Raw genomic sequence first — 13730 nt, 5'->3', positions numbered from 1 at the left:
CGTTGGCTCCTCGGCGTCTCAGTTGCCCGCCGACCACTCGTCGACGATTTCCCCCAACGACGCCGCCGACGGACCTGAGGGCGCCGGCAGTACGGTCCGGGAGAACCGCGGTGCCGGCGCGGGGGCGATTGCGTCGTCGACGCGCACGAAAGAACCGCGTTGCACCGCGACCGGGTCTGCGGCGGCCTCGTCGAAGTCGAGAACCGGTGTCACGCAGGCGTCCACACCGTCAAACACACTCCCCCACTCGTCGCGCGTACGCGACCCGAAGCGGGCTTGCAGTGCCGCCCTGATCACCGGCCACGCGGCACGGTCCCACCGGTCGGGCAGGTCGCCGATGCCGAGGGTGTCGATCAGGTTCCGCCAGAACTTCTCCTCGAGCGCGCCGACGGCGACGAACTTGTCGTCGGCGCACCGGTACGTCGCGTAGAACGGCGCCGAACCGTCGAGCAGGTTGCCCCGGTCCCGAGAACCCCAGCGTCCGGCGGCCTTCCACGACCACTGCAGCGCCCCGAGCAGCCCGGCACCATCGACCATGGCGGCGTCGATGACCTGGCCCCGGCCGGTCCGAGTGCGGTCGTGCAAAGCGGCCAGCACGCCGACGACGAGCAGCATCGATCCCCCGCCGAAGTCGCCGACGAGCGAGAGCGGCGGCACCGGCGGGGCGCCGGCCGGACCCATCGCCTCGAGCACACCGGTGACCGCCAGGTAGTTGATGTCATGCCCTGCGCTCGCGGCACGATCCCCGTCCTGCCCCCACCCGGTCATGCGCGCGTAGATGAGTTGCGGTGCGTCGGAGCAGATCTCGGGACCCAGGCCGAGACGTTCCATCACGCCCGGCCGGAACCCCTCCACGACGATGTCGGCGCGCCGGATCAGCTCTCGGATGCGGGCCACGTCGTCGGGATCCTTGACGTCGGCGTCCACGGTGCGTCGCGACCGGTACAGACCGGCGTCGGCATCCGGGATACCGTCGGGCCCGGGCAGATCGGGGCCGGGCCGCCGGATCCGGATGACGTCGGCGCCGAGGTCGGCGAGCAGCATGCAGGCGTGCGGGGTCGGCCCGAGTCCGGGCATCTCGACCACCCGCACGCCGGCGAGTGGTCCGCTCACGACGTCGAACGATGGTGGAGAACGCCACCGATCGTGAAGTCGACGTAATCGCGGACCAACTGGTCGACATCGTGGGAGTCGTTGAGCCACCAGCTGATCCCGTTCATCAGGTCCAGCACCGCGATCGCCGACTGGTGCGGGTCGCGGACCTCGAACAGCCCTAGTCTTGCGCCGGCGGCGATCACATCGCGAATTCGACGCTGGTAGTACTTCCGATAGTCGGTGACCACCCGTCGGTGCTCGGGTGTCAGAGCCGACAATTCGCGAAGGGCGACAAGGTGTTCCACCCGGTGCCGCGCCAGACGCCGGACGTGGGCCTCGATCAGGTTCGTGAGCCGTTCGACGGGACCACCCTCGACATCGAGCAGCAGCAGATCCTGCTGGGGATCCTCGGTCATCCGCAGCGCGATGGCGTAGAGGATCTCCTCCTTGGACTGAAAGTGGTTGTACAGGCTCGCTCCCCGCATACCGACCGCCTGGGCGATGTCACGCATCCCCGCGTTGGAGTAGCCGTGATCGGCGAAGTAGCGGGCCGCGGCCTCGACGATCTCGTCGCGCCGTCGGCGGGGCCGCCGCGCCGGCGGCGTCCGGTGTTCGTCGGTGGCCGCGTCGGCGTCGATCTCAGCCCTGACCGGTTCCATAGGCCTTCCTCAACTCGCGTTTGAGCAGTTTGCCCTGGGCGTCGGTCGGCAACGCGTCGACCACGTGGACCTCCTTGGGCACCTTGTACGATGCCAGGTCGGTCCGGCAGTACTCACGGATGTCGGCGCCGGTGTGTTCCGCGCCGGCGCGGAGCACCACGAATCCGGTGACCGCCTCCGACCAGTAGGGGTCGGGCAGCCCGACGACAGCGGCGCGCTCGACGTCGGGATGCGCCTGCAGAACTCGCTCGACCTCCTGCGACGCGACGTTGAATCCGCCGGTCTTGATCATGTCCTTGCGCCGGTCGCGGAAGAACAGGTTGCCCTCCGCGTCGATGCGGACGATGTCACCGGTGTGCACCCAGCCACCCTCGAAGACCTGGGCGGTGCGCTCGGGGTCCTTGTGATAGCCGAGCATGACCGACGGTGTGCGACAGAGCAGCTCGCCCTCGTCGGCGTCGTTGCCATCGGCGTCGACGACCTTGACCTCCAGGTGACCGACCGGCTTGCCGATCCAGGTCGGGTCCTGGTCCGGTACGTCTTCGAGCCGCCGGAACCAGCCCACCGAGCCGAGCTGGGTGAGCTCGGACTGTCCCCAGTAGGTGCCCCACACGGACTCCGGGGTGGCCGCGGCCCACGCGTCGACCGCGTGCGGCGACACCTGCCCGCCGTAGGTCAGGCAGCGGCGCACCGAACCGACGGTGTCGGCCCCGAAGTCGGGGTGGTTGGCGAGCGCGATGAAGAACGTCGGCGTCTGCGCCAGGACGGAGATCTTCTCGTCCCGGATCATCCGCAACGCCGTCGCCGGGTCGACCGCGGCCGGCAGGACGAGGGTGGCACCCAGCAGCGTCAGCGACGTCAGCGAACCGATCCCGGCGATGGTGTGGAAGGGCATGACGTAGAGCCACACGTCGTCGTTGCGGCAGCGAAGTCCCCATGTGTACGCGGGCGAGGTGGAGATGAGGTAGTTCCGGTGCGCGATCTCGACGCCCTTCGGCGTCGACTCGGTGCCGCTGGTGTAGACGATCATCGCGAGATCGTGTTCGTCGACCTCGCAGTCGGGTTCGGAATCGTCAGCCGCCGCGACGGACTCGTCGAACGAGTTCCACGAGTTCGCCTCGTCGTCGCCGACGACGAGAACCGAGACGCCGAGACTGTCGGCGATGGGGCCGGCCAACGCGGACAGCGGCTGCTCGACGACGAGCACCGTCGGTTCCAGGTGCCGGAGCTGCTGGGCGACCTCGCCCTCCCGGAACATGGGACTGACGCCGGAATACGCGGCACCGACCTTGAGGGCGCCGTAGTAGGTGGCGACCGTCTCGACCCGGTTACGACTCATCACCGCAACGCGATCCCCGCGCCCGACGCCGAGGTCGAGCAGCACATGGGCGACCCGGTTGGCCATCGTGTTCAGCTCCGCGTACGACGTCGACGTACGTCCGCCTTCCGCGTCGTAGGCCACGATCACCGGGGTCGAACCCTGGGACCGGGCCAGGCGACGCAGCTGGTCACCGATGGTGGCCCGGCCCAGCATCGAGGTCTGAGCGGGAGACAGGGCGCGCGTCGAGGGGTTCACGGCGGGGGCGCTCACGCGAACATCCGGTTGTCGAAGCGGTCGAGGAAGGCGATCTCCTCGACCGGGGTCCGGGACAGCTTGCGGGGGAAGTCATCACGCGGATAGCCGACGGCGATGTGGGCGGCGGTGAGATAACCCTCGGGGATGCCGAGGAGGTTCTTCACCTCGTTCTCGGCGGCGCAGAGCAGGGTCGTCAGCGCAGTGGCCACGCCTTGCTGCCGGAGCGCAAGGGTGAGGTTCTGGACGCTCGGATAGATCGACGCCCCGCCGACGACGCTGAGCCTGCCCAGTTCGTGGTCGGTCGGGTGCAGTCCGTCCATCTCGGCGCACACCACGATCAGGGCGGGCACCTCGGCGAGGTGGTGCGCGAAATAGTTGGCGCTCTCCACGGTCTTGGGTATGGCGCCGACCTTCTTCGACCCCTCGACGACCGCGGCGTAGTAGCCCTCCCAGAACGGCAGGTACAGGTCGGCGAGAGCCTTCTTGGTCACCTCGTCGCGGACGACGACCCAACGGACGGGCTGGCGGTTGCCGCCCTGCGGGCCGAATCGCGCGTCGTCGAACGCCCGGTACAGCACCTCGTCCTCCACCGGACGGTCGCTGAAGTAGCGGCAGGTGCCCGTCGTGCGCATTGCCTCGCTGAGATCCATGTCAATCCTCCGTGCTCACTAACCGTTGTTAGTATGACTGAGGACACAGTGGCACAGCCGGCTTTGGTCGTCAAGGGCCGTCAGACGGAGTTGAAGGCGGTGTTGACGTCGCACTACTAACAGTGGTTAGTTTTAGTTATGACATCTGTTTCGCTGCGTCCGGAGACGCGACCGACCACAGCGGAGATCAGGGCGTTCGTGGCGGCGGGCAACATCCCGACCCTGCTCGCGGTCCTCGTGGAGATGACGGGTGACCACCGGTGGATGGCCGATCGATACCGCCCGACGCGGAGCCGAGGCATGGACGACAACTCCTCGGGCGGGCTCGGAGAGGACGTCCAGCAGGAGATCCGCGCGGCGGTCGTCGACGCCCTCGAGGACTGGTACGACCACGGCCGGCCCGCGCGGAAGCCGGCCGACGAGGCACTCGTCGCATCGTTGATGTCGTTCACCGCGGGCGAGCAGGTGGCCCCGGAATTCGCGCCGATGATGACCGAGATCGTCCGCGGCGACCTCCGGGACACACATCTGCCGGTGTTGCCCGACGATCTCGCCACGTCGATGGACGCATTGGTCATCGGCGCCGGTGTGGCCGGCATGCTGATCTCCACGCAACTCGCCGAAGCCGGCGTCGAGCACACCGTGCTGGAGAAGAACGACGAGGTCGGCGGCTCGTGGTACGAGAACCGCTACCCCGGCGCCGGCGTGGACACGCCGAGCTACCTGTACTCGATCTCGTCCTTCGACCACCCGTGGTCCACGCACTTCGGCAAGCGCGACGAGGTGCAGGGCTACCTACAGGCCTTCGCCGACCGGCACGCGGTGCGCGATCGCGTCCGCTTCGGCACCGAGGTCCTCTCGGCCGCCTACGACGCCGAGACCCAGCGCTGGACGGTCCACGTCCGTAACCGCGAGGGCCACCAGGACACCCTGACCGCCCGGATCCTCATCAGCGCAGTCGGTCTCCTCAACCGCCCGAAGCTTCCCGAACTTCCGGGGATGGACGACTTCACCGGTCCGATCTTCCATTCCGCACAATGGCCGGACGAACTCGACGGGCCCGGCGCGCTCACCGGCAAACGGGTCGCCATCGTCGGATCCGGTGCCAGCGCGATGCAGATCGGGCCGGCCATCGCCGATCGGGTCGGATCGCTGACGATCTTCCAGCGCTCGCCGCAGTGGATCGCGCCGAACGATGACTACTTCGCCCCGGTCGGCGACGACGTGCACTGGCTGATGGACAACCTCCCCGGGTACCGGGAGTGGTACCGCGCACGACTGTCGTGGATCTTCAACGACAAGGTCCACTCGACCCTGCGCATCGACCCGGACTGGCCCGAGCCGACCGCGTCGATCAACGCCGTCAATCACGGTCACCGCGAGTTCTACCTGCGCTACCTGCGCAGCGAACTGGGTGACCGCGACGACCTCATCGACCTGTCGACTCCCGACTACCCGCCCTTCGGCAAGCGGATGCTGTTGGACAACGGCTGGTTTCGCATGTTGCGCCAGCCGAACGTCGAGCTGGTTCCACACGGCGTCGAACGGGTCACCTCCGATGGACTCGTCGACGGCACCGGCACCGCCCACGACTTCGACATCATCGTCTTCGCCACCGGATTCCACAGCGACCGCTACCTCTACCCCATGGACATCGTCGGACGCAGCGGGCAGAACACCGTCGAGGCGTGGGGTGATCACGACGCGTACGCCTACCTGGGGATCACCGCACCCGACTTCCCCAACCTGTTCATCCTCACCGGGCCGAACACCGCACTGGGACACGGCGGCAGCTTCATCAGCATCCTCGAATACCAGGTGCGCTATGTCTGCGACGCTCTCCGCGCGATGATCGAGAACCGGCTGGGCGCACTGGAAGTCCGGCGTGACGTCACCGAGGAATACAACGACGCCGTCGACCGCGCCCACGCGCAGATGGTGTGGACGCATCCGGCGATGACCAACTGGTATCGCAACCCCGACGGACGCGTCGTCGCCGTCCTGCCATGGCGGATCGTCGACTACTGGGCGCGGACGCGCAGTGTCGACCTCGACGATTTCGTCGCCGAACCCCTCGTCGACTGACGGGACTACCGTGGCTGTCATGACGCCCCTCATCTCCGCCACCGATCTCGCCGCCCGCCTCGGCGAGGAGAACCTCCGCATCGTCGACGCCACCGTCCATCTGACCTTCGATGCCGACGGCGCACACGTCGCCTCCGGCCGGGAGACCTATCTGGCCGGGCACCTGCCCGGCGCGGTGTTCGCCGATCAGATCACCGACCTCAGCGACCCCGACGGCGAGGCACCGTTCGCCGCAGCAGACTCCGCGCGTTTCGCCGATGCGGTCGGCCGCCTCGGCATCGGCGACGACTCCACCGTCGTCGTGTACGACACCGCCAACGGCATCTGGGCCACGCGACTGTGGTGGCAGTTCGGACTCGAGGGCTTCGACGACGTACTCGTCCTCGACGGCGGATACGCCGCCTGGACCGCGGCCGGCCTCCCGGTCGAGACCGGCGAGGTCACGACTACCCCGGCTTCGTTCACCCCGCGCCGCCGGCCCCAGCGGATCGTCTCCACCGACGAGGTCGCGGCCGCCACCGGCGAGTCCTCCGTCCTGCTGGTCAACGCGCTCGACCGGGAATCGTTCGCGGGCGGCCACATTCCCGGCAGTGTCAACGTGCCGTTCGCCGAACTGGTCGACGACGCGGGGCGCCTCCGGCCGCTAGAGGAGTTGCGCGAACTGTTTGCAGATGTCGGCGCCCTCGACCCGTCGGTACGCCCGGTCACGTACTGCGGCGGCGGAATCGCTGCCACCGCTGCGGCATTCGCACTGCACAGCCTCGGACGCGACGACGTCGCGGTCTACGACGGATCGATGAACGCCTGGACCGCCGATCCGGCTCGGCCGCTGTCGTGACCGATCCCGGTATCGCCGACCTCGCCGATGTCACCGTCGAGGTCGTGACCGACCCCGCAGCGGCGGCGGGAGTCGCCGAGGTCGCCGCCATCACGTTCCCGCTCGCGTGCCCGCCGCACGCAACGCCGGCCGACATCGAGAGTTTCGTCGCCGACAATCTGCGGGAGAACAACTTTCGTGATCACATCGCCGATCCGACTGCGGACGTCCTGGTCGCGCGCGACGGTGTCGGCGGACCGATCCTCGGGTACGCGCTGGTGATGCATCGCGACCCGACGCACCCCGACGTGTGTGCGGTCGTGACCGAGCGTCCGGTGAGCGAGATCTCGAAGATGTACGTGCTGCGCGACCATCATTCGCGGCAGGGCGCGACTCCGTCTCACCTGCTCATGGGTGCCGCGCTCGATCGCGCACGGTCGCACGGCAGCGCTCTGGTGTGGTTGGGCGTGAACCAGCTCAACGTCCGGGCCCAGCGGTTCTACACGAAGATGGGTTTCGAACGCGCCGGCGCGAAGACCTTCACCCTCGGTGACAGCATCGAGCACGACTACGTGTTCACGCAGCGGCTGTGAGCCTTCGGTTCGATCGGACGTCGCACCTGGACTGGTGACTTCGGCCACGCGCTGTCAAGACACCACGCTTTCCGTGTGACCATTCGAGAGTGTCCGCAGAGCGTCATGCAGTAGTCACCGCGATCTCGGCGGCGGCCGCCGACGCCGGGATCGTGCTGGACCCTCAGCAACGGCTACTCGTCGATCGGCTCGCCGTCCTCGTTCCGGAGGGACGCCGGCGGACACGACGCTCGTCGGGCCCGCGCGGGCTTTATGTCCACGGTTCGGCCGGCCGGGGCAAGACGTGGCTGGCCGATGCCTTCTACAACGTGAGCCCCGTACCGAGGAAGACGCGGATCCATTTCCACAGCTTCTTCGAGGAACTCCATCGCCGAGTACACGAGCACCGGCACGACCCGCACTCGCTACGCCTGGGCATGGACGATGTCGTCGGCAACAGCGAGCTGTTGTACTTCGACGAGCTTCACGTGCACGACTCCGGGGACGCACGTCTCCTCATCCGATTGCTGGAGTACGTGCTCGCCCGCCGGATCACCGTCCTGGCGACGTCGAACTACGCCCCGGATGACCTTCTGCCGAACCCCATCTGGCATCACCTCTTCGAGCCCGGCATCACGCTGATCAAGAATCATTTCGACGTCCATCACCTGAACGGGCAGACCGACTACCGCACATCTCCCCGCGGGGACTCCGTCGGCTTCGCCGCGGGAACTTGGATCACAGTGCCGCCGTCAGGTCGCGTGTCCGAGACCACCCAGACAGTCGGGCTCACTGTTCGTGGGCGACGTTTCGAGGTCCACTCCGAGCGTGACGGGTGTCTGCAGGCCTCGTTTGCGCACTTGTGTGACGCGCCGGTGTCAACCATCGAGTATCTGACGTGGGCGCGAATGTATTCCCGATGGACGATCACCGACGTACCGACATTCGATGTCGCCGACGAGGAGGCGCAGCAGCGGTTCGTCAACCTTGTGGACATCCTGGTCGACGAGGACATCGCCGTCACGTTCACCTCGCCCCACTCCTTGCCCGACTTCTGCGCCGCCGCAACGGCCTACCGTCCCGATGCATTTCGTATGACCAGTCGTCTGCGGTTGATCCGCTCGACTCCGTAATCGCGGCGTTCCGCCGTCGTGGTCGAATCCCTGGCGTTTTCTTGAGTCGAACCAACTCAAGTTCGCGCCACATCACGGGACAACCGGATACTCCTGTGACTGAAGGTGCGTTCTCGTGGTAATCACGCCTCGATCCACACTCTCAGAGTGATTGCAGTGCAACAGTATTCATGTGCACAACCCCTGGCGCTCGCCAGGATGTTCGAGTACCTTGAAGGCATGACCGATCTCACACTGCTTCTCGATCAACTGGTCGACGCCGAGTCACCACCTGACGATCCCGCCGGGCGTGCAGCTTTCACCGAGCTGGAGACACTGCGGCTCCTGCGGAACGTGATCGATCACCGGATCGCCATGCGCTCAGCACAACTGGGGCGCCTACGGGTCGCTGAGCGAAACCACTCGACGCTACGGAGACTGCTGATCGAGATGGGCTTCGCGCCCGCTGTGGCCTCGCGAATCGTGCGGATCGTTGACAGACTAGAAGATCTACCCAAGGTTGCCGCCCACGCCGCCGACGGCCGTCTTTCCGCCGAGATCGTCGACGCCGTCGCCCGAGGCCTGGGTCACATCGAGAAGCGTTCGGCCACTGCGCTTGTCGACGACGACCGAGCCGCCTTCGAGACCGAGTTGATCACCCAGGCACTGTCCGGGGCCACGCCCGCAGAGGTGCTGCGACGTGCTCGAGCCCTCGGCAACACGGTTGCCGAGACCAACGGCGGAGTCCCGGCCGCCGAGGATCGGACACTCAATGCCGTCGTCCACAACGTCACCGACGATGGCCGGGTCGAGATCGCCGCCGACTTGACCAACGTCATCGGCGAGAAGTTCATCGCCATGATCGACGAGCGCTCCGTCCCGCGACCCGAACCCGACGGCGCCGGCGATCGCCGCTCGCCCGCAGAACGGCGCGCCGATGCGCTCGAACTGATCCTCGACCAGGCATGCCTGGGCGCCACCGTCCAGACCGCGGGAGCCCCACGCACACAACTGATCCTGACCATCCCCGCCGACGCCACCGACCTCGGCGCCCTGCCATGGACGGGCACCATCACCGACACCACCGCCCGCGCTCTCACGTGCGACGGCACCCTGACCGAGATCGTGGTCGACTCGGCCACCGTGCCCCTCGACATGGGTCGCGAGAAACGGGTCTTCCCACCGGAGTTGCGCAAGGCCGTGGTCGTCCGCGACGCGTGCTGCATCAAATGCGGTGCGCCACCCTCACATACCCAGGTCCACCATCTCGAGCACTGGGCGGACGGCGGAACGACCAGCCTGGACAACGGTTGCCTACTCTGCCAGCGATGCCACACGCAGGTGCACCATCATGGCTGGGACGTCGTCATGGGCTACGACCGACATCCGTGGCTGATCCCACCTGTCGAGGTGGACCCCAACCGAAAGCCGCTACCGGCCTACAACAGACGCACGATGCGCCTCGACGACGCCGCCTGAGTCACCGGACCTCACGACAACCTCGTCCACCTGCTGGTGGCACGTTCCTGCGCGGCCCCGAACCCGGGACCCTGCACGTACATTGAAAACTCCACAGTGTGTGGGCCGCCGACGACGGCCTCTACCCCGAAGTCAGGCCGCCGACTCCGCGAACCGCGAGAGAGCCAGCAGGCGCGACGTGGCGCGTAGGTACTTCTTGCGGTAACCGCCGGCGAGCATCTCCTCGGTGAAGATCTCGTCGAGCTTCGCGCCCGAGACGGTCACCGGGATGTGGGCGTCGTAGAGACGGTCGGCGAGCACCACCAGGCGCAGGGCGACCGACTGGTCCTCGGCCGGGTGCACCCCAGAGATGCAGACCAGGGAGACGCCGTCGACGAGGTCCTTGTACTTCGACGGGTGCAGGGTGCTGAGGTGGTCGCACAATGCGTCGAAGTCGTCGAGGGTCGCGCCGTCGGTGGACTCGGCGATCTCGGTCAGTTCGGACTCGCTGCGCGGCTCCGGCGCCGGCGGCAGATCGCGGTGACGATAATCGGGACCGTCGACGCGGATCGTCTCGAACACCGAGGACAGCTTGCGGATCTCCCGTAGGAAGTCCTGGGCGGCGAACCGGCCCTCCCCCAGCTGGCCGGGGAGCGTGTTGGAGGTGGCGACGATCGACACGCCCTTGGCGGTGAGTTCGGTCAGCAGCCGGGAGACGAGCATCGTGTCGCCCGGGTCGTCGAGCTCGAACTCGTCGATACACAGCACCGTGTGCTGCGAGAGCCGCTCGACGGCGTTCACGAAGCCCAGCGCGCCGACCACGTGTGTGACCTCGACGAACGTGGCGAACGACTTCGGTGCGGGCATCGAGTGGTAGATCGACGCCAGCAGGTGGGTCTTGCCGACGCCGAAGCCGCCGTCGAGGTACAGACCGACCCCTTGGGCCGGCGCCTTCCGGGAGAACAGGCCCTTCTTGCCCGAGCGCGCCTTCGACGCCCGCGCCACGAAGTCGCGCGCCTTGGCCACCGCCTCGGCCTGCGACGGCTCGTTGGGGTCGGGGATGTAGGAGTCGAAGCTCACGTCGTCGAAGGTCGACGGGGGCACCATCTCGTCGATGAGTGCGTCGGGCGAGGTCGCAGGGTTGCGATCGCAGAGTCGGGCCACCATGTGTGGAGAGTAGCCAGGCGCGGAATGATGAACGCATGTTCCACCTGCAGAAAGCGACCCAGGTCACATCCGAGGACGAGCTGGTCCGGCTGGCCGAGCTCTACTCGTACCCCCCTCGATCGTCCACGGATCCGGACGACGGCGCGCCGTTCGTGCGGGCGAACATGGTGTCGTCGATCGACGGTGCGGTCACCGTCGACGGCAAGTCCGGCGGTCTCGGCGGTCCCGGCGACAAAGCCGTGTTCCGCGTGCTGCGAGGGCTCGCCGACGTCGTCCTCGTGGGTGCGGGCACGGCGACCACCGAGGGATATGGGCAACCCGAGCCCGACGACGCCCTCGCCGCAGTCCGGCGATCGCTGGGGCAGGCGCCCGCCCCGGCACTCGCGCTCGTGTCCCGGTCGCTGTCGATACCGCCCGACTTCGAGCCCGTGTCCCACGAGAACACCGTCGTCCTCACCTGTTCGAGCGCGCCCGCCGATCGCCGGCGGGCTCTGCTCGATGCCGGCGCGACGCTGGTGGACTGCGGCGACGACACCGTGTCGACCGCGGCCATCCTGGAGCACTGCGGTGTTCGCGGATGGTCCCGGGTGCTCTGCGAGGGCGGTCCGAGTCTGCTCGGTTCGCTCGTGGCGGCCCATGCCGTGGACGAGCTGTGTCTGACCACGAGCCCGCACTTGGTCGGCGGGAGCGCCGGCCGCATCGCGGTCACCGACGAGGGGACGGCGGTCCTGCGCGCACTGCACCCGGCGTCGATCATGACCGACGACGATGGGTTCGTGTTCACCCGCTGGGTCCGCGACGGCCGCGCGTCCACCCGGTGAGCTGTCCGCTCTCTATCCGGGACTCACCCCGACACCCGGCTCGAGCGTCCTCGCGGATTCGTTGACTACGCTCGCGGACATGCCAAGAGCGCACACCCCGGCCGTCGGCGCAGCACCGAACTCCCGCCCGAGGGCTCTCGCGGGTGTGGTCGCCGGCGTGATCGCGGCGATAGTCCTGTCCTCTTGTGCCGTCGGTCCCGACCGTGGCCCCGACCTGATCCCGGGCGGCGGCGGTCAGGAGGGACCGGCACCGTCGTCGTCGACCGCTCCCCCCGCCCCCGCGCTCGCGGTACCGAAGACCGATCTCGAGTGGAGCGAGTGCGCCGCCGAGACGAGCGAACGATACGGGGTGCCCCGTCCGGACGGCGTGACGATCGAATGCGCCGAATACGACTCGCCCATCGACCGCGACCAGCCCGACGGCGAGGTCGTGTCGATCGCGGTGACGCGCGCCCGGACCGCGGACACCCCACCCGACGCTGCGCCGCTCGTCCTCACCTCCGGTTCCGATCTGCCGTCGTCGCGGACCCTGATGGTGATGACCGCCGGCCAGGGCCGGGCGTTCCTCTCCTCGCACCCCGTGGTCGCGGTCGACCACCGCGGCATCCCGCTCAGCAGCGACATCGACTGCATGACCCGACTGGAACGCACGACGATCGCCAACAACGGCCTCGTCGACCGCGCCACGACGACGGACGCGCGGATCTCGCGCCTGTCCACGGCCGCGTCATCGGCCTCGGACGGGTGCACGGAGACGCTCACCCCCTACCAACTGAGTTTCGGGGCCGCGAACGCCGCCGCGGACCTCGAGTCCCTGCGGCAGCGCTGGGGCGTCGAACATCTCGGGCTCATCGGCACCGGTGAGGGTTCCGACGTCGTGCTCACCTACGCGTCCCTGTACGGCGGACGTGCCGGGCGGATCATCCTCGACACCCCGACCCCGTTCGGCGCGAACGCCCGGGATCGCGCACAGTCCCAGGCGCGGGGCGTCCAGGTGGCGCTCCAGGGCTTCGCACAGCGGTGCTCGGCGTTACCGGGCTGCGCGCTCGGGTCCAACGGGGTCGCGACGATGACCCGCATGCTGGGCAAGGCACGGGCGGGCGACCTCGAGTCGCTCTCCGACACGGCCGCGCTCGAGGCGATCACCACGACCCTGGCCCTGGCGCCGGACCGCCCGCAATCGTTGCTCGACCTCGCAGATGCCATCGCAGCGGCCGACCGCGGACAGACCGCGGCGCTGGTCCGGCTCGCCGATCGCGCCGCGACCCTGCGGCTCCCCGACGGCGCCCTGGTGTCCCGCTGCAACGACGTGACCGGCCCGGTCGGACAGAACGAGGTGCCGGGTCTGGTGGACGCGTGGTCCAAGCAGAACCCCCTCACCGGCGCCAACAGCGCGCTGTCACTCGTCCGGTGCAACGGCTGGGCGTCGGGCAATCCGGTCCGGCCACCCACGTCGCTGCCCGCCGACCCGTTGATCCTCAACGGGACGCGCGACCCGATCAACGGTGGCGAGGGAGCCAATGCTCTGGTGCCGCTGTTCATGAACGCCGAGGCCGAGCCGGTGACCGTCACCTGGGACGGCCTGGGGTATTCGGTCCTGGGACGCAGTGCGTGCGCCGCCGAGGTCGTCGCGGAGTACGTCGATCGGGCACCGCTGCAGGGTCCGACCCAGCGAGGCTGCCCCACCTGAGTCCCCGGACCACGCCGCACTGTTCTGA

The 13730-nt window shown here is 68.1% G+C and carries 12 protein-coding genes; 7 read left to right on the top strand and 5 right to left on the bottom strand.

Annotation, left to right across the window (positions count from 1 at the left end; genetic code table 11):
- Positions 1-18: 18 nt before the first annotated feature.
- From B1818_RS07475 to B1818_RS07460, 4 genes are read right to left on the bottom strand one after another with little or no spacing between them, the layout of a single operon-like run.
- On the bottom strand, positions 19-1113 hold the full coding sequence (locus tag B1818_RS07475) for a CaiB/BaiF CoA-transferase family protein (RefSeq protein WP_078112325.1): 1095 nt from the start codon (positions 1111-1113) through the stop codon (positions 19-21).
- Positions 1110-1754, bottom strand: a complete 645-nt coding sequence (locus tag B1818_RS07470; RefSeq protein WP_078112324.1) for a TetR/AcrR family transcriptional regulator — start codon at positions 1752-1754, stop codon at positions 1110-1112. The genes B1818_RS07475 and B1818_RS07470 overlap by 4 nt, the downstream gene beginning before the upstream one ends.
- Entirely contained in the window at positions 1735-3345 is a 1611-nt protein-coding gene (locus tag B1818_RS07465) for a class I adenylate-forming enzyme family protein (RefSeq protein ID WP_078112323.1), read from the bottom strand. The genes B1818_RS07470 and B1818_RS07465 overlap by 20 nt, the downstream gene beginning before the upstream one ends.
- Entirely contained in the window at positions 3342-3980 is a 639-nt protein-coding gene (locus B1818_RS07460) for a nitroreductase family protein (protein ID WP_058250243.1), read from the bottom strand. Before B1818_RS07460 ends, B1818_RS07465 begins: the two co-directional genes overlap by 4 nt.
- Positions 3981-4118: 138 nt before the next feature.
- Between B1818_RS07460 and B1818_RS07455 the strand changes: the two genes are divergently transcribed.
- The 5 genes from B1818_RS07455 to B1818_RS07435 all read left to right on the top strand — a co-directional run bounded on the left by B1818_RS07455 (position 4119) and on the right by B1818_RS07435 (position 10045).
- Complete coding sequence (locus B1818_RS07455; RefSeq protein WP_078112322.1) at positions 4119-6065, top strand: NAD(P)/FAD-dependent oxidoreductase; 1947 nt, start codon at positions 4119-4121, stop codon at positions 6063-6065.
- 19 nt (positions 6066-6084) lie between these two features.
- Entirely contained in the window at positions 6085-6903 is an 819-nt protein-coding gene (locus B1818_RS07450; protein ID WP_078112321.1) for a sulfurtransferase, read from the top strand.
- Between the two features lie 11 nt (positions 6904-6914).
- Positions 6915-7475: a GNAT family N-acetyltransferase gene (locus B1818_RS07445; protein ID WP_078112452.1), complete on the top strand. Its 561-nt coding sequence runs from the start codon at positions 6915-6917 to the stop codon at positions 7473-7475.
- A gap of 89 nt (positions 7476-7564) precedes the next feature.
- Positions 7565-8587 carry a cell division protein ZapE gene (gene zapE / locus B1818_RS07440; RefSeq protein WP_058250240.1) on the top strand — a complete coding sequence of 341 codons (1023 nt, stop codon included), beginning with the start codon at positions 7565-7567 and terminating at the stop codon, positions 8585-8587.
- A gap of 198 nt (positions 8588-8785) precedes the next feature.
- The gene (locus B1818_RS07435) at positions 8786-10045 is read left to right on the top strand and encodes an HNH endonuclease signature motif containing protein (protein ID WP_058250239.1); all 1260 of its coding nucleotides are present in this window, start codon (positions 8786-8788) and stop codon (positions 10043-10045) included.
- A 132-nt stretch (positions 10046-10177) separates the two neighbouring features.
- Here B1818_RS07435 and zapE (B1818_RS07430) read toward each other — a convergent pair whose 3' ends face one another.
- A complete protein-coding gene (zapE, locus tag B1818_RS07430) occupies positions 10178-11191 on the bottom strand; it encodes a cell division protein ZapE (RefSeq protein WP_058250238.1) in 1014 nt (337 codons plus the stop codon).
- A 35-nt stretch (positions 11192-11226) separates the two neighbouring features.
- On the opposite strand from zapE (B1818_RS07430), the gene B1818_RS07425 reads away from it, so the two are divergent.
- Complete coding sequence (locus B1818_RS07425) at positions 11227-12012, top strand: pyrimidine reductase family protein (RefSeq protein WP_058250237.1); 786 nt, start codon at positions 11227-11229, stop codon at positions 12010-12012.
- Positions 12013-12091: 79 nt separating this feature from the next.
- On the top strand, positions 12092-13702 hold the full coding sequence (locus tag B1818_RS07420) for an alpha/beta hydrolase (RefSeq protein WP_078112451.1): 1611 nt from the start codon (positions 12092-12094) through the stop codon (positions 13700-13702).
- Positions 13703-13730 lie beyond the last annotated feature (28 nt).

The organism is Gordonia sp. IITR100, assembly GCF_002009645.1.
GTDB classification, from domain to species: Bacteria; Actinomycetota; Actinomycetes; order Mycobacteriales; family Mycobacteriaceae; genus Gordonia; species Gordonia hongkongensis.
Note: the sequence above shows the minus strand (reverse complement) of the source record. Positions and strands in the feature narration are given on the sequence as shown.

What these genes read in the sequence shown, in the direction of transcription:
- B1818_RS07455 (WP_078112322.1), top strand. Translation starts at nt 4,119, where the DNA reads ATGACATCTGTTTCGCTGCGTCCGGAGACGCGACCGACCACAGCGGAG.
- B1818_RS07435 (WP_058250239.1), top strand. Translation starts at nt 8,786, where the DNA reads ATGTTCGAGTACCTTGAAGGCATGACCGATCTCACACTGCTTCTCGAT.
- B1818_RS07425 (WP_058250237.1), top strand. Translation starts at nt 11,227, where the DNA reads ATGTTCCACCTGCAGAAAGCGACCCAGGTCACATCCGAGGACGAGCTG.
- zapE (WP_058250238.1), bottom strand. Translation starts at nt 11,191, where the DNA reads ATGGTGGCCCGACTCTGCGATCGCAACCCTGCGACCTCGCCCGACGCA.
- B1818_RS07450 (WP_078112321.1), top strand. Translation starts at nt 6,085, where the DNA reads ATGACGCCCCTCATCTCCGCCACCGATCTCGCCGCCCGCCTCGGCGAG.
- B1818_RS07470 (WP_078112324.1), bottom strand. Translation starts at nt 1,754, where the DNA reads ATGGAACCGGTCAGGGCTGAGATCGACGCCGACGCGGCCACCGACGAA.
- B1818_RS07420 (WP_078112451.1), top strand. Translation starts at nt 12,092, where the DNA reads ATGCCAAGAGCGCACACCCCGGCCGTCGGCGCAGCACCGAACTCCCGC.
- B1818_RS07460 (WP_058250243.1), bottom strand. Translation starts at nt 3,980, where the DNA reads ATGGATCTCAGCGAGGCAATGCGCACGACGGGCACCTGCCGCTACTTC.